A 22,291-nucleotide genomic window follows, 5' to 3' on the forward strand; every position below is an offset into this window, starting at 1 on the left:
GTTATCTCATAATGGACAGATATTGATAGCGCCAAGCTTAAGGGGTAATGTCCGAAGAATTAAGTGCAATGAAATCACTAAACGATGAATATTATGCATCCCGCCTTGCGGCGTCTTGATTTAAATCTTTTGCCTGTTTTTGACGCTATCTATCGTCACTGTTCAGTTCGTAAAGCAGCCGATGAACTGGCGATGAGTACATCGGCATTGAGTCATGCGCTGTCGCGACTGCGTGCCACGCTCAATGATCCATTATTTTACCGGGAAGGCCACCGGATGTGCCCCAGCGTCTATGCCGCCCAGCTCGCGCCTTCCATTGCTTCGGCACTAAAATTTCTCAATCAGGAATTGACGCCGCAGCCTGAATTTGAACCTTTCAGTAGTACTGAGTGTTTGAAGATTGCCATTACCGACTTCACCGCGTTTTGTATTTTCCCTGCCCTTATGCACAGGTTGCAGTGCCAGGCGCCCGGTTTGCGCTTTGAGTTGCGCTATTTACCACACAGTCCGGCGCTGAATGAACTACTGGCAGGCGAGATGGATCTGGCGCTTGGGTTCAGCACACCGGAGGATATCCGTCATCCGGAGCTGGAGGAGATCAACTGGCTCGAAGATGAGTATGTCGTTATCAGCAACGCCAGCAGGACACAACTGACGTTTGAGGATTATCTGACTGCCCGACATCTGGTGGTGACGCCCTGGAATGAAAAGCGAGGCGTGCTGGATTCTCAGCTTGAACAGATGGGGTATTCACGCCAGATAGCGATCAAAACCCCCTCGATGCTTAGCGCGCCGTTCATCGTCGCAGAAAGCGATTTGCTTATGGCAATCCCCCGCATTGCCGCAGAGAAGCTGATCCCGGCATTAGCTATCAGGCTATTTGAATTACCTTTCAAAATACCCTCATTTGAAGTAAAGATTTATTCGCATCAACGAAGCGGCAAGCGAGGCGCGACCGACTGGCTTAAAACAGTTCTGCAAGCGTTGGCCACGGAGCGGGTTTCCATGAAACAACCGCCTCGTTAATCAATACCCATAACCCTGTTGGCGCGCCAGGTTTTCATGGCGGACGATACATCTGCGTCAGCCTGCTCAGCGCCAGAAGGAAGTGCCTCTGCGGATAACGGGCCACATCACGGGGATATGCTCAATGGCGCGTTCTGATAATGTCAGCCGAGCGTTGTGGAGAGAACAATTAACCCCGCATGCTCATCGAAGCCATTTTTTCTGTAGAAGAAATCGGATGGATACGCTTTATGGGTATTGAGAATAATCGCGTTCAGCCCTTCGTTTAAAGACTGCGCTTTAATGAAATCCATCAACTGTGTACCGACACCCCTTCCCTGATATTCCGGATCGACAAAAAACTCATCAATATAATATTCAACCCCGCCGGGCCACGGCTTTCTGAAACCGATACTCACCGCAACGATGTTATCGTCACAACATGCAAGGTAGCCCCTGAAAAAGTTATTTCGCAGATGCTCCTGGATAAAGCTGCACACGGGCTGCAATTCAGGCGTTTCGAACCAGGGGGCCTCTTTGTAGACCTTACAATACAGATGCGCGCATGCGTTGATATGAGATTCGTTAAGAACGGAAAAAACAGTTTTCATTCTGAGCCCTGCGCAAAGACATTAATGCATGGATAAATAAAATCGCGTCGGCGGTAGAGGGTTACGTCAACAGCGCCCTGACAAAAGACCACAACAGATACACGGTAGCGATTATCTGTCCGCACTTCAGCGCCCAGCGCGCATAGCGCCACTCGCGCTGCTCCCGTGCATCGGCATCGTCGATGGCATCGGCTAAAGACTGCTGTTTCTTTTTCGCAAGACATCACGACAGCAGAGAACAAGAAGCAGTACCAGGACGAGTTTGATGAATAGCGGACTGTTCAAACCGAAACAAGCTTCCCAGCGGTAATCACTGCTTTTCATTTTCTGACCTTCACTTTTTACGCCGGCGCAAGTGTTATCACCCAAACGGTCATACATCATGCGTCATTCAAAGCGCCGCAGAAAAGCATAATAAGGCAGCGGTCAGTCAGAATACCCGTCGGGAAGATACAAACGTTGCGAGAGTAAATAATTTTCGGCAGGGCTTCAAACGGGGTTTATTGCCAGTTCTGGTAGGGCTGGCGGCTTATGGACAGGCTACAATGCAGCGCGTCTGACTATCGCGCTGCTATGGGCTGGTGAGAGAGTAAACGCGCCAGCTTTACGGGTGCCAGATAAACCCAACCGCAAGGCCGCGCGTAATTGACGGCCTTACGGCTCAGAAAATCCTCTGTGCAGGTTTATCGCTTTTCAGCGGCGCCGAGAGTTTCATCGGCTTTCCAGAGCCGATACTTCACGTCGATATTTTCTGAGGTATAAACCACCACCGGCAGTTTACTGTTGTAGTTCAGCATGCCGGCGTCGCCGGGGTGTGAAGTAACAAATTTTTTCTCTTTTTTGCTATCCGGGCAGGCCATCATGGTCGAGGTGTACATCGGGGAGCCGTCGGCGTTTTTCGCTGCCTCAAACACGTAATAGTCGTATCCCCAGCCTTCCAGCGTCTTACGCTCGAATTTACCGCCCAGCTGATGATGATTACAGTCGACCTCAAGCGTCTGCCCAATCACCAGTTCAACTTTATAAGATGACTCATCAGACCGCGCAGGCAGTGTGATCACCTGACGAACCATGCCCTTTTCCGCCGCAGGATATGCCGCAAGAGGTTCAGCGGATTTTTTAGCGGCGAACGTGCTGGTGGACATGCATCCGGCTACCGCCAGGCTAAACATTAGCGCTGAAATTTTGTTCATTATTGATTTTCTCCATCTGGTTTTATCTTCACGGTAAAAACTGAACTCAATTCCAATAACCGTGACAATCACTACCTTATTATTCACAGGCAGAATTTTATGTCACCCAGATGCAAACTGGCGCTAATATTTGTCTGTACGATTTATTTTACATAGTGTAAATAAACACGCTCTGCCAGCGTCACAGACGCGGCGTCATCCCAAATTTCGGCGTTTTAATATTTGCCGCCCAAATTTTTATCTCTTGCTGACTCATAACCGTGAAATCTGAACGCAGCCGCTCCACCATGGCATTTACTCTGTCCGCATCGCGAACCAGATAGTGTTCAATTTTATCGCTGCCCTGTTCCGTGCAAACGTATTCAGCGGGAACGATATCGTTATTAATTTCGAGCGTTTTCGCCTGCACCGGACATTTTCCGGCGGTCAGAGAGGAAATCACCATATTGGCCGTACGACGACCCGCCTGGGAAATGCTCAACATGACGGGATTACCGTCCGGCGTTTGCGTCATGTCATATAACACCGCGTCTTTTTCATACCAGGTATTATATTCGCGGCCCTGAACCATCGAGCAGGCCGACCCCAGGCTGCTGATATAGCAGCAGGAAATAATAAGAGCTCTTTTCATTGTTATTCATTGCTGGTGTGCTTGCGGCGATCATTCACAATCTGGCCTGCAGAAGCAAGCTATTAAGATTTTCCTTAGCTACGGGATGAAAGCAGTCGGAAGGTTAAAAAGAGAGGAAATGTCAGGGCTCCCTGCCCTGACGCGGCCTTATTTGCCAAGGATCTGCTCATTCTGCGCGCCGGAGCCCGGACGCGCATTGCCGAGCACCGGCTCCTGCCCCAGAATTTCTGGCTCTTCTTTGGCGGTAAACTGTCCTTTACCGTCATATGCCGGACCTTCGCTCCAGCGCCCTTTCGGCAGCGGTTTATCCAGCGACGTATTCAGGCAGTAGTAAGAATGTTCACTGGCTTCGCTCTCCTGCGGGAAGCTATTCGGGATAGGCAGCGAAGCGCTCAGCCCGCCCATCTCTTCAAGCACCGCCAGCCACTGCTGCTGATGCATGGTGTCGCGGGCTATCAGGAAAGAGAGAAAATCCTTCATCCCTTTATCTTCGGTGAGGTTATACAGCCGGGTGGCCAGCACGCGCCCGGAGGCTTCCGCGGTGACGTTCGCCAGCATATCCGCCGCCACGTTACCCGAGGCGTAAATATGGCTCATATCGAAGGGCTTGCCGTTGGCATTTTCCGGTAGCGCCGCCAGGCCGGAGGAGAGAATATGTCGCGGATTCATCCCGCCCAGAATCGCGTTAACTACCGGGTCTTTCGCCGACGCTTCCTGATAAGAAAGCGGCGCGCCTTCCAGATTGATGGCAACGGCGTAAGCGAGCATTTCAATATGCGCCAGTTCTTCGGTCGCAGTGGAAATTAACAGGTCTTTAATACGCACATCGCCGCGTGCGCCCATCGCCTGGAAAAAGTACTGCATCGCCACGCGGATTTCTCCTTCCACGCCGCCAATGGCCTGTTGCAACAGCATGGCGAACTCGGGATCGGGCTTCTCGACGCGTACCGGGTATTGCAGCTTTGAGGAATGATGGAACATGCATGTCTCCTGTCAGGGTGAAGGAACGAATAGTGATGACCCCAACAAGCCTGGAAGGCTTTTCCGTAGCGCGCAAATGCAAATGAGAATAAATTGCAACAACGAAGCAGCCAGACACAGCCCCGCGCTGACGTAGCCGCCGCGTTAGCCGCACCGCTTTCAGGAAAGCGAATAACAGTGCATTCAGCAGGATAAACAAAGACAAGGCGACACGCAGAAAGGCGCATCCGTAAAGTTTTGGAACTATTCTGAAAATAACGCGCCGAAATTATTTATCGGGCAACGGGTAAAAGAAGTGACGCAGCGCGCTTCACGCCACGCTAAAAAAGAAAAGCCCCCGGAGGGGCTTTGGATTACTGGTTAATGCGTGGATGCTGGTCGACGAGACGGGTTCGTTTTTCCTGCAGCTCGGCTATCTCTTTATCAATATCTTCGATTTTCTGTTCGATATTGTCGTGGTGCTCACGCAGGATTTCGCGCGCCTCCTGAATATCCGATGCCGCAGGCGTCGCGCCTTTCAGCGGGCGATTAGCGGTCTCTTTCATGGTCAGACCGGTGATCAGGCCCACCACTGCGACAACCATCAGGTAGTATGCCGGCATCATCAGGTTTTCAGTGCCTTCCACCAGCCAGGCGGCCACGGTCGGCGTAAGACCTGCGATCAGTACCGAGATGTTAAAGGCGCTCGCCAGCGCGCTGTAACGAATGTGCGTCGGGAACATCGCAGGCAGCGACGAGGCCATCACGCCGGTAAAGCAGTTGAGGATCACCGCCAGCATCAGCAGGCCGGAGAAAATCAGGCCAAGCACATTGCTGTTAATCAGCACAAAGGCCGGGATCGCCAGCACCATCAGCGCGATACTGCCGAAAATCACGAACGGACGGCGGCCAAACCGGTCGCTCAGCAGGCCCATGACCGGCTGGACAAACAGCATACCCATCATAATCGCGATAATAATCAGGACGCCGTGCGCTTCCGAATAGTGCAGGTTATGCGACAGGTAGCTTGGCATATAGGTGAGCAGCATGTAGTAGGTCACGTTGGTGGAAATCACCAGACCGATACACGCCAGCAGGCTGCGCCAGTGTTTCGTCGCGATCTCTTTAAACGAGACTTTCGGGCCGTGCTGGAGACCTTCACGATCGCCCTGCTCCAGCTTTTCAACATGCTGCTGAAAAGCCGGGGTTTCTTCCAGCGCATGACGCAGGTAGAGACCAATCAGGCCGAGCGGCAGCGCCAGGAAGAACGGCAGACGCCAGCCCCAGTTCAGGAAGTTCTCTTCGCCAAGAATTGCGGTGATCAGTACCACGACGCCCGCGCCGAGCACGAAGCCCGCAATGGAGCCGAAGTCCAGCCAGCTGCCCATAAAGCCGCGCTTACGGTCAGGCGAATATTCCGCGACGAAAATCGACGCGCCGGTATATTCGCCCCCCACCGAGAACCCCTGCGCCATTTTACACAGCAACAGCAGAATCGGCGCCCAGATGCCAATTGAAGCATAGGATGGAATAAGCCCGATACAGAATGTACTGACGGACATTATCACAATGGTAATGGCGAGGATTTTCTGGCGACCATATTTATCGCCGAGCATACCGAAGAACAGCCCGCCAAGCGGACGGATAAGAAAGGGAACCGAGAACGTCGCCAGCGCGGCGATCATCTGCACGCTGGGGTTTGCATCGGGGAAAAAGACCTTGCCAAGCGCATACGCCACAAAGCCATATACGCCAAAATCAAACCACTCCATAGCATTACCGAGCGAGGCTGCGGTAATTGCTTTACGAAGTTTTGCATCATCAATAATCGTAACGTCACTCAAAGAGATCGGTTCTACTTTTTTTCTTTTAAGCTTCATATCCATCCTCATTGAATTCGCTCTTTGACTCGGGAGATGGCAAATGCGCCACACGCCGCCCACAGTCCGCTTCCTTAGCGATAAAGAAGACTTATCTTTCTGAGACTTCCTTTAAGAGCGTAGCAGGATCTCTTCCCGCCGTTAGTAATGACACATCTGAATGTGCTTACCTGCGTTTTCAGATGCCTGACTCTTCTTTACCCTAACAGCGAACAAATTCGTGATCAACTTCACACGTTTATTTTATCGCGTTTATGGTGTGTAAATCGGCATATTTCCTTAGCCAACTAAGCAATGCCAGATAAAAATGCCTGATTTGGGTGGGGATATTTTCAGCAGTAAGCATGAGGAGCCAGTGCGTGAACACACAGGCAGGCGCAGCATGGTATTTACATAAGAATGAACGCAATCGGTTTATCAATAAAACCGCCGAGCGTCATATATAAAAGAAAGGAATGAAAAAAATAAAAACCGGATCGCAGGATCCGGTTTTATCGCGTGCGAGTTAAACAATTCGCCATCAGGACCAGTCGCCCGCGACCAGCGTTTGCGCGTTAAACGCGTCATTCATTGACTGGCCAGTAGAGGCCGCGCCCGGCTGGATGTTCGAGCCCGCTTCGATATCGCTTACGCGCCACCCGGCATAAGGTGCATCATCGTGCGTGACCGGGGTAGTCGGGGCAGCAAAAGCGCTGAAGGAAAGCACGCTCAACGCCAGCGCGGCGGCAGTCGTTTTGATTGTCTTCATCTTTATTATCTCTTTATCGCAGCATAAAAATGGGGTGACGATTTATTCACCACCGGTATGCAAATAGTAGATCCAGATCACACTTACAAACAGTCAAATTATTTGTCGACCGACGTCAAAGAAACTGAACTGACACGTAACGCGCTGAATGAAAAGCGATTGCTGAAAAAGGTGCGCGAGGATGTAAAGACACGCATTGCTAAAAAACGAGAAAGAAAGCGAGGAATAAAAAAGGCTGGCAGCGCCAGCCTTTAGCATTATCTGCGTAAGCGCCCTTACATGCGGTAACCCAGCGTCACAGAGGTGCGGGTATCGGTATGATCCGGTGCGCTAGACGGCGGATTGGAGTTCCAGGTCACGTTATAGGCGACTTTCAGCCCAAAATGCTCGTTGATAGCCACGTCCAGCGCCGTTTCGGAGTTGACGTTGGTATCTTCGGAGCCGAACACGGAAACACCCTGCGTGAACTTCGTGTTGTCGGTCAGTTGCCAGGTGTAGATGCCGGACGCGTAGCCCAGGCCCTGGGTTTTGGTTTCGCCGTTGGTGTACTCGTCATAACGGATACCCGGACCAAATTCCACGCGCAGGCTATGAACCGGCCCGTTCAGGAACTGGCGACCATAACCGATGGTCGCCACGTCGCGCTCGCGATAGCCGTTATAACGGTCCGTCAGCCAGCTCGCCTGGCCAAACAGATAGTCATAATCGGTAACGTTCACACGGCTACGTCCGCCCACCGCATATTTCTCGGAAGAGCGTTCGTCGTTAGAAGAGGTATTGCTGGCGTTGCCCCACAGCGACCATGCCGTAGTGTTGCCATACCAGGTCAGGTTGCTGTCAGCCGTTAAGGAAGAACTTTTGGTATTACCGGTTTGCGCCAGGTAACCCGCATTCAGATTACCTTCGAACGGTTTTTTCGCGGTGGAAGGATCGTCCATGACAGTAAAAACGGAATTATCAGCCATCGCGTGCTGGCTCAGCAGCGCGCCACCCGCCAGCAGCATTGCCAGGGGTACTGTCTTAAAAAGCTTCATGTTGATTTTCAGGTCCATACAACAAAAAAAAGGACCATTACGGTCCCGTAACTTTTTCTCTGGATCAATAAAATCCGCCCATAGAAAGGTAACGAATTATAAAAAGAGCCTTCTGGCTTAGCAATGAATTCCTTTCGACATTTAAGAATAAGCGCACTCTGAAAAATACCTTTTTATTTATAAAGACCGCCCGTCCGATTTAAATCGGGAGATATGTAAAATCAGCACGTTATTCACCCACCGTCTGGCTGACGGGTGCTACGCTTAGGGCAGCTCATAAAAAATGGAGGCGATATGGTACGTATTTATACGCTGACGCTGGCGCCCTCGCTCGACAGCGCTACGCTCACGCCGCAAATTTACCCGGAAGGGAAGCTGCGCTGTAGCGCCCCGGTGTTTGAGCCGGGCGGCGGCGGCATTAACGTCGCGCGCGCTATTGTTCATCTGGGCGGCAGCGCGACTGCCCTCTTCCCGGCTGGCGGCGCGACGGGCGAGCATCTGGTTGCGCTCCTTAACGACGAACAGGTCGCGGCAGACACGGTCTCTGCCCGCGACTGGACGCGCCAGAACCTTCATGTGCACGTGGAGTCGAGCGGCGAGCAGTACCGCTTCGTTATGCCGGGCGCCACGATCACCGATGACGAATTCCGTCAGCTTGAAGAAAAAGTGTTGGCCATTGAGGCCGGGGCTATCCTGGTCATCAGCGGCAGTCTGCCGCCCGGCGTCAGCGTCGAGAAACTCCAGCAACTGATTAAAGCGGCCCGCCAGCAGGGCATTCGCCTGATTATCGACAGTTCCGGCGATGCGCTGGCCGCCGCGCTGGAGGTGGGCGATATCGAGCTGGTGAAACCGAACCAGAAAGAGCTGGCGGCGCTCGTGAAGCGTTCACTGAGCGCGCCGGATGACGTGCGTCAGGCCGCGATGGAGCTGGTGCAGCAGGGCAAAGCCCGCCGCGTCGTGGTGTCGCTGGGGCCGCAGGGCGCGCTCGGCGTGGACGGCAGCGACTGTGTCCAGGTCGTGCCGCCGCCGATGAAAAGCCAGAGCACCGTCGGTGCGGGCGACAGCATGGTCGGCGCGATGACGCTGCGCCTCGCGCAGGACGCGCCGCTGCTTGATATGGTGCGTTACGGCGTGGCCGCTGGCAGCGCCGCCACCATCAATCAGGGCACGCGGCTCTGCTCGCAGGAAAATACCGAGCGCATCTACCACTGGCTTACACGCTGATATTCCGGCCAGCCCGTCGGGCTGGCATTTCACTCTGACAATGAGGTTCGCCATGAGTAATGGAGAAGTGACCCGCTATGTCGTCACCGTAAAGTTTCATGAAAAAAGCCTGACCGATATTAACGAGCTCAATAATCACCTGACGCGCGGCGGCTTTCTGCTGACGCTCGCCGACGACGATGGGAAAATCCACGAGCTCGGCACCAACACATTCGGCCTGGTGAGCGCGCTCAGTAAAGACGACGTGCATGACCTCGCGCAGGGGCTTGGCGAAGCGGCGCTTGGCCAGCAGCCTGAAGTGAACGTTGTGACATTCGACGACTGGCTGCGCGACAGCGCCCTCTCTTAGCGCCATTGCACACGGCAGGTTGTGCGTCCGCGCAGATTTTCAGGCGCGCGGGCGCGTTAAGCTGACTTTCTTGACGGGAAACCTGGGAGAGTAATCATGTGGCATGCCATTACGCGTTTGTTAAACGAACAGCTGGGCGCCGGTGAAATCCGCCAGCGAACCGAACTGCCGGGCGGCGAAATCCATGCCGCATGGCGTATCCACTGGGCCGGACGCGATATTTTCGTCAAATGCGATGATGTCACGCTGCTGCCCTGCTTCACCGCAGAAGCCGATCAGCTTAACCTGCTGGCGCGCAGTAAAACGGTCACGGTGCCAGACGTTATCGGCGTCGGCAGCGATCGTGAATACAGTTTTCTGCTGCTGGAGTATCTGCCTCCCAAACCGCTCGACGCCCACAACGCCTTTCTGCTCGGCCAGCAACTGGCGCGCCTGCACCAGTGGAGCGAACAGCCGCAGTACGGTCTGGATTACGACAACACGCTCTCCACCACGCCGCAGCCCAACGCCTGGCAGCGGCGCTGGGCGCGCTTTTTCGCTGAGCAGCGCATCGGCTGGCAGCTTGAGCTGGCGGCGGAAAAAGGCATGGAATTCGGCGATATCGACCGCATCGTCGACGCCGTCCATCAACAGCTCGTCTCCCACCAGCCCGCGCCTTCGCTGCTTCACGGCGACTTATGGTCCGGCAACTGCGCGCTGGGGCCAGATGGCCCCTATATTTTCGATCCGGCCTGTTACTGGGGCGATCGCGAATGCGATCTGGCGATGCTGCCGCTCCATCCGGAACAGCCGCCGCAAATTTACGACGGCTATCAGTCAGTGATGCCGCTGCCCGCCGGTTTTCTGGAGCGCCAGCCGCTCTATCAGCTCTACACCCTGCTCAACCGCGCGACGCTCTTCGGCGGCCAGCATCTGGTCGCCGCGCAAAAGGCGCTAACACAGGTCGTGGGAGTATAAAAGACGCGCGCCGCGGCGCGCGTAAGCTCTTACAGGAACCCGAGAAGGGAGAAAAACAGATAGCCCAACACCAGCACAATCACCGGCAGGACATACAGCGGGAAAATTTGCAGGAAAATCGTGTGGCGCGGCACCACAACGCGCGACTCCAGCGCCTCGCGGCTCAGGCCGTCGTCGCCTTTGGCGCGCTCAAGAATCAGGCTGTCTTCGATATGTTCGCGCAGAAAACGCGCCTGACGGCACATCCGCGCGCCGGACGCCTGTAACGCCAGACCAACAAAAATCAGAATATAGATAACCCAGAAACCGATATTGGCGTGACGCGCGAAATCGGGCTGCGGCGAGTTGTACCAGAAGAAATTCAGGAACGGCGTGTTAAAACGCACCATCTCTATCATCACATGCGCGAAATCCAGCATCACGGCGTTAATACCCGGCTGCTTTTCGCTGTGCTCATACATAAACTTCAGTACGGAGATAATCGTCGAGAGCGTGGCAGGAATAAAAATCACCCATCCGGCGATGCGTTTTAAGACACCAATGCGTCCAGCTTGTTGATACGTCATGCTTTCCCCTTGATAGCGACGCGACAGATTCGCCTAAGTTTACCCCGTGAGGCGCCTTTTCGCCTGAACTTTCCGGCGCGTGACAGGAAAGCGGTAGCCATAACGCGCTTTTCCGGCTATTGATTATCCTTTCCCGCGAAAAATAAGGAGTGACAGACGATGTCTTCACCGCGACAGATCCTCGCCGCTATTTTTGATATGGATGGTTTACTGATCGATTCCGAGCCGCTCTGGGATCAGGCCGAGCTTGAAGTGATGGCGACGCTTGGCGTCGACACCTCCCGCCGCCATGAGCTGCCCGACACGCTGGGGCTGCGCATTGATCTGGTGGTTGAGCTGTGGTTCGCGCAGCAGCCGTGGAACGGCCCGTCGGTTGCGGAAGTGACACAGCGCATTATCACCCGCGCGATAACGTTGGTGGAAGAAAAACGGCCGCTGCTGCCGGGCGTGGCCGATGCCATTGCATTGTGTAAAGCGCAGGGGCTGAAAGTGGGACTCGCCTCCGCCTCGCCGCTGCATATGCTGGAGCGCGTGCTCACGCTTTTCGATCTGCGCGAGCAGTTCGACGTGCTTGCCTCCGCCGAACATCTGCCTTACAGCAAGCCGCACCCGCAGGTTTATCTGGACGCCGCGGCGAAGCTTGGCGTCGATCCGCTCTGCTGCGTGACGCTGGAAGACTCCGTGAACGGCATGATCGCCACAAAAGCGGCGCGGATGCGCTCCATCGTCGTGCCCGCCGAAGAAAACCGCGCCGACGCGCGCTGGGCGCTGGCGAACGTGCGGCTCAATTCACTGACGGAACTCGAACCCTGGCATCTGCTTGGCTAACCCTCTTTTACCGCTGCCGTCCGGCGGCGGTTTCACTTTATGCCCGCCAGAAACCGCCCGCCGTCATATTTTTAAAACAGGGTTTCATTCAGCTTTGTCTTTTTGTTCACCGACTCCTATCATTGCTGTGAATGCGAAAGGGAGATCTCCCTGCGCGCGTAGATGAGCCAAAGAGGAACGGAAGATGCTGGATAAATTCTCGCTTGCCGGAAAAGTGGCGATGGTAACCGGATGCAATACCGGGCTGGGACAGGGCATGGCGCTCGGGCTCGCCGCCGCCGGGTGCGATATCGCGGGCGTGAGCCGCAGTCCGGCGCTTGAGACCGCCGCCAAAGTGCATGCGCTCGGCCGCCGCTTTGTCGCCATCGAGGCGGATCTCGCCTGCGCGCCGCCGCAGGCGCTCGTCACGCAGACGCTCGACGCGCTCGGCCGGATCGATATTCTGGTGAATAACGCCGGGATTATCCGGCGCGAAGACGCGCTGAATTTCAGCGAGCGGGACTGGGATGACGTGATGGATCTCAATCTCAAAGCGCTATTTTTCCTCTCGCAGGCCGTCGCGAAACAGTTCATCGCCCAGGGTGGCGGCGGCAAAATCATTAATATCGCCTCAATGCTCTCTTTCCAGGGCGGCATCCGCGTGCCTTCTTACACCGCATCGAAAAGCGGCGTGCTTGGCCTCACCCGCCTGCTCGCCAACGAATGGGCGCCATACGGGATTAACGTTAACGGCATCGCGCCGGGGTATATGGCAACCAATAACACCCAGGCGCTGCGCGAAGATGCCGACCGTAATGAGGAAATTCTGGCGCGCATTCCGGCGGGACGCTGGGGAAAACCGGAGGATCTCCAGGGGCCGGTGATTTTTCTCGCCTCGGCAGCGTCCGATTACGTTAACGGCTACACCCTGGCGGTGGACGGCGGCTGGCTCGCCCGTTAGCCGCAAAACGAGGCGTCACGGGGCCTGCGGTGACAAAGTGTTACACCGTCACCACTTTTCTCTACTGTATAAAAACCCTATACTGGATAGATTGACAGTCACAGGGTTTTATCATGACGGCGGAAGGCCACCTGCTTTTTTCTATAGCCTGCGCGGTATTTGCTAAAAATGCCGAGTTGACCCCTGTGCTGGCGCAGGGTGACTGGTGGCATATTATCCCTTCCGCCATTCTCACCTGCCTGCTGCCGGATATCGACCACCCGAAGTCGTTTCTCGGTCAGCGGCTAAAATGGATCTCAAAGCCCGTGGCGCGTATGTTCGGGCACCGGGGTTTTACGCACAGCCTGCTGGCGGTCTTCGGCGGGCTGACGCTGTTTCTCTTAAAAGTGCCGGAAACCTGGATCCTGCCTGCCGACGCGTTACAGGGCCTGGTGCTTGGCTACCTGAGCCATATTCTCGCCGATATGATAACGCCTGCCGGCGTCCCGCTGTTGTGGCCGTGCCGCTGGCGTTTTCGCCTGCCGCTGCTCTATCCGCAAAAGGGCAATCAGCTGGAGCGGGTGCTGTGCATGGCGCTGTTCGTCTGGGCGGTCTGGATGCCGCAGAGCATGACCGACAGCAGCGCGATGAAGTGGTCGTCGGCTGCGATTAATTCGCTCCAGAACACCTTCAACCGCTTTATTCATCACCAGATGGAACAGTAAATAAACTGAAATTGCGTTTTGATATAAACCATTCCATTTGGATATAAGGCCCTCTCTTTTGATTCTGATACCCTTTGCGGCATAAAGGCATGCCATTTCGGCCATGCCGGTTATAAAAAAATCAGGAGAACGGGGATGAATCTTCCACTGATAGCGAACGTTATCGCGTTCGTGGTTCTGCTGCTGTTGCTGGCGCGCACGCGCCACACCCAGTGGAGCCTGGCGAAAAAAGTACTGCTCGGTCTGGCGATGGGCGTGGTCTTCGGGCTGGCGCTGCACACGATTTATGGCTCCGACAGCGAGACGTTGAAAACCTCTATCCAGTGGTTCAACATTGTCGGCAACGGCTATGTGCAACTGCTGCAGATGATCGTCATGCCGCTGGTGTTCGCGATGATCCTGAGCGCCGTGGCGCGTCTGCATAATGCCTCGTCGCTGGGCAAAATCAGCGTTCTGACCATCGGCACGCTGCTGTTCACGACGCTTATCGCCGCCCTGGTCGGCGTGCTCGTGACAAACCTCTTCGGCCTGACGGCGGAAGGTCTGGTGCAGGGCAGCGCGGAAACCGCGCGTCTGAACGCCATTCAGACTAACTACGCCGGTAAAGTTGCCGACCTCACCGTACCGCAGTTGCTGCTCTCCTTCGTACCGAAAAACCCGTTTGCCGATCTTACCGGCGCGAGCCCGACGTCTATCATCAGCGTGGTGATTTTCGCGGCGTTCCTGGGCGTGGCGGCGCTGAAACTGCTGAAAGACGACGCGCCAAAAGGCGAGCGCGTGCTGGCGGCTATCGACACCCTGCAAAGCTGGGTAATGAAGCTGGTGCGTCTGGTGATGCAGCTGACCCCGTATGGCGTTCTGGCGTTGATGACCAAAGTGGTGGCGAGCTCAAACCTGCAGGACATCATTAAGCTCGGCAGCTTTGTGGTCGCCTCTTACCTGGGTCTCGGCATTATGTTCGTGGTGCACGGCGTGCTGCTGGCGGTTAATGGCGTCAGCCCGCTGCGCTATTTCCGCAAAGTCTGGCCGGTGCTGACGTTCGCCTTCACCAGCCGTTCCAGTGCCGCCAGCATTCCGCTGAATGTGGAAGCGCAGACCCGTCGTCTGGGCGTCCCGGAGTCTATCGCCTCCTTCGCGGCTTCTTTTGGCGCGACGATTGGCCAGAACGGCTGCGCGGGACTCTACCCGACTATGCTTGCCGTGATGGTCGCCCCGACTGTGGGCATCAACCCGCTTGACCCGGTGTGGATAGCCACCCTCGTCGGTATCGTGACCTTAAGCTCCGCAGGCGTGGCGGGCGTGGGCGGCGGCGCGACCTTCGCGGCGCTGATTGTGCTCCCGGCGATGGGCCTGCCGGTCACCCTGGTGGCACTGCTGATCTCCGTCGAACCGCTCATCGATATGGGCCGTACCGCGCTCAACGTCAGCGGCTCCATGACCGCCGGCACGCTCACCAGCCAGTGGCTGAAGCAGACGGATAAAACCATTCTGAACAGCGACGACGAAGCCGAACTGGCGCACCGTTAATCGCGTCATTGATATACCCGCAAAAACCGGCCCTGTGGCCGGTTTTTTTATGCCTGGGGCGCATTCAGGCCACAAAAAAGCCCGCGCAACGGCGGGCTTTTTTATGCCTCAGGCGACATCTTTCTTTTGCGCGTCGCGCCGGGCGATGCATTGCGCCCGCTATACCTCATCCTGTTTAAGCTGGTTGGCCCAGCGCTGGGCAGCTTCTGGCGTGCTGAACGCGGGCGAGCGGCGAAAACGATCCCCGGACATCACAAACGCCACATATTTGCCCTTCAGCACCCAGACATCGTCGAATCCCTCCATGCGATCCGCATGCTCCGGCGGCGCCGGCTCTACGCGTGGGACATAGCTGATAACGGGACGATTCTGATGACGAAGTGGTTTCATAAGCGTCGGATTCACTGGCTGAAAACAAAAGATAAACCTCTATGATAGCGGATCGCAGGGCGTTGCGTCGCATCCTGCGTGCGCTGCGCCGTTCATTTGCCGGTTTTTACGCCGTCGCCTTTTCCGCAAGAACTTCAGGCCTGTTCTATAGTTACCTTACATTTCATGCAGCCATCCGACTGCTTAAGAAAAAGGAAAGGAGACGAGTTCAATGTCGAACGATGAGAAACGCCCTAACCATGAAGCGCCGTTCCACGACGCGCGGTCGTCCCAGCCGGGCATGGGATCGCTGGCGCCTGGTGACGGCTCCCACCGCCCCGCTCCGGCGCCAACCCCGCCTGGCGAGCAACCCACCGCGCCCGGTAGTCTTAAAGCCCCGCAGGTAACTAACGATAAGCTCGGCGCGCTGGAAACCTTCCGCAAGGGCGGTGAGAACGAGGCGCTGACGACCAATCAGGGCGTGCGTATCGCCGACGATCAGAACTCGCTGCGCGCGGGCACCCGCGGCCCGACACAGCTCGAAGACTTTATCCTGCGCGAAAAGATCACGCACTTCGACCATGAACGCATTCCCGAACGCATCGTCCACGCCCGCGGCTCGGCCGCGCATGGCTATTTCCAGCCGTATAAAAGCCTGAGCGACATCACCAAAGCCGCCTTCTTAAGCGACCCGCAAAAAATCACGCCGGTGTTCGTGCGCTTCTCGACCGTTCAGGGCGGCGCAGGCTCAGCGGATACGGTGCGCGACATTCGCGGCTTCGCCACCAAGTTCTATACCGAAGAAGGGATTTTCGACCTGGTGGGCAACAACACTCCGGTCTTTTTCATTCAGGACGCCCATAAATTCCCGGATTTCGTCCACGCCGTGAAACCGGAGCCGCACTGGGCCGTACCGCAGGGCCAGAGCGCGCATGACACCTTCTGGGATTACGTCTCGCTGCAACCTGAGACGCTGCACAACGTCATGTGGGCGATGTCCGATCGCGGCATCCCGCGCAGCTATCGCACCATGGAAGGCTTCGGCATCCATACCTTCCGCTTTATTAATGCCGAAGGGAAAGGCACGTTCGTGCGTTTCCACTGGAAACCGGTGGCGGGCAAAGCGTCGCTTATCTGGGATGAATCGCAGAAGCTGACCGGCCGCGACCCGGATTTCCACCGCCGCGACCTGTGGGAAGCTATCGAAGCGGGCGATTACCCGGAATATGAACTCGGCGTACAGCTGATCCCGGAAGACGATGAGTTTAAATTTGATTTTGACCTGCTCGACGCCACCAAGCTTATCCCGGAAGAGCTGGTGCCGGTGCAACTGGTTGGCAAAATGGTGCTGAACCGTAACCCGGATAACTTCTTTGCGGAAAATGAACAGGCGGCGTTCCATCCGGGCCATATCGTGCCGGGGCTCGATTTCTCTAACGATCCGCTGTTGCAGGGGCGTCTGTTCTCCTATACCGACACCCAGATAAGCCGTCTCGGCGGGCCGAACTTCCACGAGATCCCGATTAACCGCCCGACCTGTCCGTACCATAACTTCCAGCGCGACGGCATGCACCGGATGGATATCGACACTAACCCGGCCAACTACGAGCCGAACTCGATTAACGACAACTGGCCGCGCGAGACGCCGCCTGCGCCGAAGGCTGGCGGGTTCGAAAGCCATCAGGTCCGTGTCGAAGGCCATAAGATCCGCGAGCGTAGCCCGTCGTTCGGCGAATATTACTCTCAGCCTCGTCTGTTCTGGCAAAGCCAGACGCCGGTCGAGCAGCGACATATCATTGATGCCTTCAGCTTTGAGCTCAGCAAAGTCGTGCGCAGCTACATCCGCGAGCGCGTGGTGGATCACCTCTGCCATATCGATATCTCGCTGGCGCATCCGGTGGCCAGTAACCTCGGTATCACGCTTACCGAAGAGCAGATGCATGTGGCACCGCCGAAAGATGTGAACGGGCTGAAAAAAGATCCCTCTCTGAGCCTGTATGCCGTGCCGGGCGGCACCGTGAAAGGGCGCGTAGTGGCGGTACTGCTTAACGATCAGGTGAAATCCGCCGATCTGCTCGCCATGTTGCAGGCGCTGAAATCACACGGCGTACACGCCAAACTGCTTTACAGCCGGATGGGCAGCGTAACGGCGGATGACGGTTCGCAGCTGGAAGTCGCAGGGACTTTCGCAGGCTCGCCGTCGGTAACGGTCGACGCCGTGCTAGTGCCAGGCGGTGCGGCAAACGCCCTTTCCGATAACGGCGACGCGGTATACTACCTGCTGGAGGCGTACAAACATCTGAAGGCTATCGGCCTGATGGGCGACGCGCGTGCGCTGAAAAGCCGCCTGAACGTGCCGGACACCGGCGAAGAAGGCATTGTGGAGGCCGATGACGCCACCGGAAGCTTTATGGATGATTTTATCCATCAGCTCGCCTGCCACCGCGTCTGGGCACGCACCCCGAAAGTGGCCGCCATTCCGGCCTGACCACTTTCAGGCAAGCAAAACGCCGCGTGACGCGGCGTTTTTTATGGGCGTTATGACGCCAATCGCAGGGACAAAAAAACCGGCCGGAGCCGGTTTCTTTGCCTGCGTGGCGTCTTACTGCTGTTTCGGCGCCTGCGGGTCGGTGTCGTACTCGGCACAGGTCTGGTAGCCGGAATTCAGCACGTGACCGGTTTCGTCCAGAGCGACGAAATAGGTCTCGGTTTTGCCGTTGCGGCTGCCCAGAATATAGGTCTGGCAGGTGCCGCGAGCATGGATCATGGTAACTTCAGAAGACGGTTTACCCGCAATCTGCATCACCTGCTGACGGCTCATGCCTTTTTTCACATCTTTAACCACCGGCTGGGTAAACTGATCGGCGGTACGATCGTAAGCGGTACACCCTGCCAGCATGGTCATTACAGCCGCTGCACTCAGAAATCCTGCAAACTTCTTGTTCATTGTGTCATCCTCTTTTTTTCAGCGTGTGCAGATAAGCCTGGAATATAAAAGGCATTTTTTCAACCTCTTACCCAAAACACGCCCAAATTAAGAGAATTCTCCGCGCGGCGACGTATGACGCAAAAAACGCCGATCGCGCCGCGTGATGCCGCACGGGGCGTCCGTAACTTGTCGTTTTGCCCACAACGGGTTAGCTTTAACAAATCACTGTTTCAATGCCTGCGCGTTGCAGGCGAACAAGACTGGAGGGGTAAATGGCATTGCAACAAGAAATTATTCAGGCGCTTGGGGTGAAACCACAGATTGACGCCAGTGAAGAGATCCGCCGCAGCGTCGATTTTCTGAAGTCCTATCTGAAAACCTATCCGTTCCTGAAAACCCTGGTGCTCGGCATCAGCGGCGGCCAGGACTCCACGCTCGCCGGCAAACTGAGCCAGCTTGCTATCACCGAACTGCGCGATGAAACCGGCGACCAGAGCTACCAGTTTATCGCGGTGCGCCTGCCCTTCGGCGTACAGTTTGATGAAAAAGATTGTCAGGACGCGCTGGCGTTTATCCAGCCGGATAAAGTGCTGACGGTGAACATCAAAGAAGCGGTGCTGGCGAGTGAAAAAGCGCTGCGCGAAGCAGGCATTGAGCTGAGCGATTTTGTTCGCGGCAATGAGAAAGCGCGCGAGCGTATGAAAGCGCAATACAGCATCGCCGGGATGACCAAAGGGGTGGTAGTTGGCACCGACCACGCGGCCGAAGCGGTGACCGGCTTCTTCACCAAATATGGCGATGGCGGCACCGATATCAACCCGCTGTTCCGCCTCAACAAGCGCCAGGGCAAACTGCTGCTGAAAACGCTCGGCTGCCCTGAGCATCTGTACCTGAAAGTACCGACCGCCGATCTCGAAGACGATCGTCCGTCCCTGCCGGATGAAGTGGCGCTGGGCGTGACCTATGACAACATCGACGACTACCTGGAAGGCAAACCTGTCGATGAGAAAATCAGCCAGATCATTGACGGCTGGTATACGAAGACCGAGCACAAACGTCGCCCGCCGATCACTATTTTCGACGACTTCTGGAAGCAATAACCACGCTTCAGGCGCTCTCCGGTCCGCCGGGGAGCGTTATCCCCGCGTTTCTTCTTTTTCGCGCTAAAGCGCCTTTTTCACGGATGATGTATGTCGGTTTCAACGCAGCGCGCCACCTTGCCGGGCCTTGCGGCTATTCTGCTCTGGAGCACTTCTGTCGGGTTATTTCGCAGCATCAGCGAAGCGTTTGGCCCGGTAGGCGGCGCGGCGCTTATCTATACCGTCAGCTCGCTCTGCCTGATGGTGTCGCCAGGGCTGACTCACCCAAAACGTCTGCCGCGCCGCTATTTAATTATCGGCGGGCTGCTGTTTGTCGGTTATGAAATCTGCCTCGCGCTGGCGATTGGCCTGGCGCATACCCGCGCGCAGTCGCTGGAGCTTGGAATGATCAACTACCTCTGGCCGAGCCTGACGGTGCTGCTGGCGGTGCTCATCAACGGCCAGCGCAGCCGTGTCTGGCTCTGGCCGGGGCTGCTGCTCGCCATGGCGGGCGTGTTTCAGGTGCTCAACGGCGACGGCGTCTGGTCACCCGCGACGCTCTGGCGCAATATGCAGGATAACCCCACCGCCTACACGCTCGCCTTCACCGCCGCCATCGTCTGGGCGCTTTACTGCAACCTGACGCGCCGCTGGAGCAACGGCCAGAACGGCGTAGCGCTCTTTTTCTGCGCAACCGCCGCGGCGCTGTGGCTGAAATACGCGCTGTCGCCCCAGCCGCCAATGCAACCCTCAGCGCCCGCCGTCGCGCAGCTGCTGTTTATGGGGCTTTCCACCGCAACCGCTTACGCCGCCTGGAACTACAGCCTTCAGCGCGGCAATATGACGCTGCTCGCCACCGCCTCTTACTTCACGCCGGTGCTCTCGGCGCTGCTGGCGAGCCTGTGGCTTGGCCTCGCGCCGGGCCTCGCGTTCTGGCAGGGCGTGGCGATGGTCGTGGCGGGTTCCCTGCTCTGCTGGCTCGCGACGCGCAACCTGAACTGAAAATGGCGCTTTTTCAACCACACATTCCCTGATAGACTGGATAAGTAAACAGTATTCAGGAGAGTGATGTGGTGAGGCGTACTGGCGCGCCGCGGCTGGAGTTTGAAAAAGCGGCAATTTATGAATATCCCGAACATCTGCGTCCGTGGCTTGAGGATCTGCCGAAACACCCTGGCGTGTATGTGTTTCATGGCGAAAGCGAAACCATGCCGCTCTATATCGGCAAAAGCGTCAATATTCGCAGCCGGGTGCTCTCGCACCTGCGCACGCCCGACGAAGCCTCGATGCTGCGTCAGTCGCGGCGCATCACGTTTATCCGCACCGCGGGCGAAATTGGCGCGCTGCTCCTCGAAGCGCAGATGATTAAAGAGCAGCAGCCGCTGTTCAACAAACGTCTGCGTCGCAACCGGCAGCTCTGTTCGTTGCAGTTCAAAGGCGAAAAGCCGGAAGTGGTCTACGCCCGCGACGTTGATTTCTCCCACCAGCCGGGGCTGTATGGTCTCTTTTCAAGCCGTCGCGCGGCGCTCGGTACGCTGCAATCCATCGCCGATGAGCAACAGCTCTGCTACGGCCTGCTGGGGCTGGAATCGGTGCGTCCTGGCCGCGCCTGTTTCCGCTCGGCGCTGAAGCGCTGCGCAGGCGCCTGCTGCGGTAAAGAGTCGCTGGACGAGCACAACGCACGCCTGATGGACGCGCTCGATCGCATGCGGGTTATCTGCTGGCCGTGGAACGGCCCGGTGGGGTTGCGGGAGACGTTCGGGGAGATGACCCAGTACCATATCATCCATAACTGGTACTGGTTAGGCTCTGTCGGGTCGCTCAGCGAGGCCGCAAATATTTCACGCGCGCCGCAGGGCTTTGACAATGACGGCTATCGCATCCTCTGCAAACCGCTTATCAGCGGCGAGCACGACATTATCGAAATCGGTGCCAACGCGCCTTAAAGATAGGTAATTTCGCTAAACAGCAGTTGCCCTTCGGTTTTCAGCAGCCGAAGGGTATGCATCCCCTCCTGCCACCACGCGCCCTGCTCCGCCGTCAGCAGTTTATCGTTAAGCTGCCACGCGCCACTCAGCACATAGACAATACCGCCGCGCCTGTGGCGGGTGGTGAACGTGCGGTCGGCGACGCGCACCTGCGCGCGACAGCGATCGCGGCGGGTCATCAGGTTAAAATCCAGCGACATGCGCCCGTCGGTAAGTTCCGCGCGGACCGGATGCTCGCCTGCAAACGTAAACGGCTGGTGGCGTTTTAAGGTATGGCGAAACGCGCCGCCGCCGTGCAGCGTCACTTCGCCGCCATCCAGCAATGTTACGACGCGGTCAACCTGAGGTACGACGCTGAACTCGCCGTTGCTGGCGAGGGAGGCGATACTGGCGCGCCAGTTGAAATCCCGGCTCGGCGGGAAACAGCAGATTTCCCGGGTTTCGCCTGCGCCGTTGCGCCACAGGTTCACCGGCATTTTTTTTACGTCAAAAAACTCCATCCCCACTCCTGGAAAACGCGTAATGCGTAAATCGCCTGCGGCCGGGCCGCGGCGAAAATTATCGGTATAAATTCCCTGACTCGGTTATCGGCAGCGCCAGAGGATTGCTGTAGCGGATACTAAAAACCGCCGGCGGGTAAAAAAGCGCAGCGCGGCGGCAAAGGGGAATGATAACTAACAGAAACTACGTGGCAAGAGGCGCCAGAAAAGAAAACCGCCGGTTCTGACCAGCGCCCCCAAAGGACACTGATCAAAACCGGCGGTCTTAA

At 56.4% G+C, this 22,291-nt stretch carries 23 protein-coding genes; 12 read left to right on the plus strand and 11 right to left on the minus strand.

The genetic code is table 11. The annotated features are described in order from the left end of the window. The first annotated feature begins 84 nt into the window (after window positions 1-84). Window positions 85-1,026: a LysR family transcriptional regulator gene (locus AFK63_RS10035; protein WP_038863350.1), complete on the plus strand. Its 942-nt coding sequence runs from the start codon at window positions 85-87 to the stop codon at window positions 1,024-1,026. Window positions 1,027-1,169: 143 nt separating this feature from the next. On the opposite strand, the gene AFK63_RS10040 is transcribed toward AFK63_RS10035, so the two are convergent. The 7 genes from AFK63_RS10040 to AFK63_RS10070 form a co-directional block, all read right to left on the minus strand. Then, window positions 1,170-1,616, minus strand: coding sequence for a GNAT family N-acetyltransferase (locus AFK63_RS10040; protein WP_038863355.1), 447 nt, complete (start codon window positions 1,614-1,616; stop codon window positions 1,170-1,172). A 683-nt stretch (window positions 1,617-2,299) separates the two neighbouring features. Next, a complete protein-coding gene (gene eco, locus AFK63_RS10045; RefSeq protein ID WP_038863356.1) occupies window positions 2,300-2,809 on the minus strand; it encodes a serine protease inhibitor ecotin in 510 nt (169 codons plus the stop codon). Between the two features lie 181 nt (window positions 2,810-2,990). After that, window positions 2,991-3,440, minus strand: coding sequence for a hypothetical protein (locus AFK63_RS10050; protein ID WP_038863358.1), 450 nt, complete (start codon window positions 3,438-3,440; stop codon window positions 2,991-2,993). Between the two features lie 147 nt (window positions 3,441-3,587). Continuing rightward, window positions 3,588-4,421 (minus strand): manganese catalase family protein, encoded by an 834-nt coding sequence (locus AFK63_RS10055; RefSeq protein ID WP_038863359.1) that lies wholly within the window; start codon window positions 4,419-4,421, stop codon window positions 3,588-3,590. Window positions 4,422-4,774: 353 nt separating this feature from the next. Next, window positions 4,775-6,280 carry a glycine betaine/L-proline transporter ProP gene (gene proP / locus AFK63_RS10060; protein ID WP_038863360.1) on the minus strand — a complete coding sequence of 502 codons (1,506 nt, stop codon included), beginning with the start codon at window positions 6,278-6,280 and terminating at the stop codon, window positions 4,775-4,777. A gap of 520 nt (window positions 6,281-6,800) precedes the next feature. Further along, on the minus strand, window positions 6,801-7,028 hold the full coding sequence (locus AFK63_RS10065) for a hypothetical protein (protein WP_038863361.1): 228 nt from the start codon (window positions 7,026-7,028) through the stop codon (window positions 6,801-6,803). A 275-nt stretch (window positions 7,029-7,303) separates the two neighbouring features. Further along, window positions 7,304-8,062, minus strand: coding sequence for a DUF481 domain-containing protein (locus AFK63_RS10070; RefSeq protein WP_038863385.1), 759 nt, complete (start codon window positions 8,060-8,062; stop codon window positions 7,304-7,306). Between the two features lie 294 nt (window positions 8,063-8,356). Here AFK63_RS10070 and pfkB point away from each other — a divergent pair, with 294 nt between their 5' ends. The 3 genes from pfkB to AFK63_RS10085 all read left to right on the plus strand — a co-directional run bounded on the left by pfkB (window position 8,357) and on the right by AFK63_RS10085 (window position 10,592). After that, entirely contained in the window at window positions 8,357-9,286 is a 930-nt protein-coding gene (pfkB, locus tag AFK63_RS10075) for a 6-phosphofructokinase II (RefSeq protein WP_038863362.1), read from the plus strand. A 52-nt stretch (window positions 9,287-9,338) separates the two neighbouring features. After that, a complete protein-coding gene (ghoS, locus tag AFK63_RS10080) occupies window positions 9,339-9,635 on the plus strand; it encodes a type V toxin-antitoxin system endoribonuclease antitoxin GhoS (RefSeq protein ID WP_038863363.1) in 297 nt (98 codons plus the stop codon). A 96-nt stretch (window positions 9,636-9,731) separates the two neighbouring features. Continuing rightward, window positions 9,732-10,592: a fructosamine kinase family protein gene (locus tag AFK63_RS10085; protein ID WP_038863364.1), complete on the plus strand. Its 861-nt coding sequence runs from the start codon at window positions 9,732-9,734 to the stop codon at window positions 10,590-10,592. Between the two features lie 29 nt (window positions 10,593-10,621). Here the strand turns inward: AFK63_RS10085 and AFK63_RS10090 are convergent, their stop codons facing one another. Next, complete coding sequence (locus AFK63_RS10090; RefSeq protein ID WP_038863365.1) at window positions 10,622-11,158, minus strand: YniB family protein; 537 nt, start codon at window positions 11,156-11,158, stop codon at window positions 10,622-10,624. Between the two features lie 159 nt (window positions 11,159-11,317). On the opposite strand from AFK63_RS10090, the gene hxpB reads away from it, so the two are divergent. From hxpB to AFK63_RS10110, 4 genes are all read left to right on the plus strand, one after another. Then, complete coding sequence (hxpB, locus tag AFK63_RS10095; RefSeq protein ID WP_038863367.1) at window positions 11,318-11,986, plus strand: hexitol phosphatase HxpB; 669 nt, start codon at window positions 11,318-11,320, stop codon at window positions 11,984-11,986. 184 nt (window positions 11,987-12,170) lie between these two features. Then, window positions 12,171-12,926: a 2-dehydro-3-deoxy-D-gluconate 5-dehydrogenase KduD gene (gene kduD / locus AFK63_RS10100; protein ID WP_038863369.1), complete on the plus strand. Its 756-nt coding sequence runs from the start codon at window positions 12,171-12,173 to the stop codon at window positions 12,924-12,926. Window positions 12,927-13,039: 113 nt separating this feature from the next. Continuing rightward, window positions 13,040-13,630, plus strand: a complete 591-nt coding sequence (locus AFK63_RS10105; protein ID WP_007792738.1) for a metal-dependent hydrolase — start codon at window positions 13,040-13,042, stop codon at window positions 13,628-13,630. A 135-nt stretch (window positions 13,631-13,765) separates the two neighbouring features. Then, the gene (locus AFK63_RS10110; protein WP_038863370.1) at window positions 13,766-15,157 is read left to right on the plus strand and encodes an L-cystine transporter; all 1,392 of its coding nucleotides are present in this window, start codon (window positions 13,766-13,768) and stop codon (window positions 15,155-15,157) included. Between the two features lie 159 nt (window positions 15,158-15,316). Here the strand turns inward: AFK63_RS10110 and cedA are convergent, their stop codons facing one another. Then, on the minus strand, window positions 15,317-15,547 hold the full coding sequence (cedA, locus tag AFK63_RS10115) for a cell division activator CedA (RefSeq protein ID WP_038863371.1): 231 nt from the start codon (window positions 15,545-15,547) through the stop codon (window positions 15,317-15,319). 211 nt (window positions 15,548-15,758) lie between these two features. Here cedA and katE point away from each other — a divergent pair, with 211 nt between their 5' ends. Beyond that, a complete protein-coding gene (gene katE, locus AFK63_RS10120; protein ID WP_038863373.1) occupies window positions 15,759-18,014 on the plus strand; it encodes a catalase HPII in 2,256 nt (751 codons plus the stop codon). Window positions 18,015-18,128: 114 nt separating this feature from the next. On the opposite strand, the gene osmE is transcribed toward katE, so the two are convergent. After that, complete coding sequence (osmE, locus tag AFK63_RS10125; protein WP_038863374.1) at window positions 18,129-18,473, minus strand: osmotically-inducible lipoprotein OsmE; 345 nt, start codon at window positions 18,471-18,473, stop codon at window positions 18,129-18,131. Window positions 18,474-18,727: 254 nt separating this feature from the next. Between osmE and nadE the strand changes: the two genes are divergently transcribed. From nadE to cho, 3 genes are all read left to right on the plus strand, one after another. Then, window positions 18,728-19,555 carry an ammonia-dependent NAD(+) synthetase gene (gene nadE / locus AFK63_RS10130; RefSeq protein WP_038863375.1) on the plus strand — a complete coding sequence of 276 codons (828 nt, stop codon included), beginning with the start codon at window positions 18,728-18,730 and terminating at the stop codon, window positions 19,553-19,555. Window positions 19,556-19,645: 90 nt separating this feature from the next. After that, entirely contained in the window at window positions 19,646-20,536 is an 891-nt protein-coding gene (gene yddG, locus AFK63_RS10135; protein WP_038863377.1) for an aromatic amino acid DMT transporter YddG, read from the plus strand. Between the two features lie 68 nt (window positions 20,537-20,604). After that, window positions 20,605-21,480 carry an excinuclease Cho gene (cho, locus tag AFK63_RS10140; protein WP_038863378.1) on the plus strand — a complete coding sequence of 292 codons (876 nt, stop codon included), beginning with the start codon at window positions 20,605-20,607 and terminating at the stop codon, window positions 21,478-21,480. Here cho and ves read toward each other — a convergent pair. Further along, window positions 21,477-22,022, minus strand: coding sequence for an environmental stress-induced protein Ves (gene ves, locus AFK63_RS10145; protein WP_038863379.1), 546 nt, complete (start codon window positions 22,020-22,022; stop codon window positions 21,477-21,479). The genes cho and ves overlap by 4 nt on opposite strands. Window positions 22,023-22,291: the final 269 nt, after the last annotated feature.

The sequence above is a fragment of the Cronobacter muytjensii ATCC 51329 genome, assembly GCF_001277195.1.
Lineage (GTDB): Bacteria > Pseudomonadota > Gammaproteobacteria > Enterobacterales > Enterobacteriaceae > Cronobacter > Cronobacter muytjensii.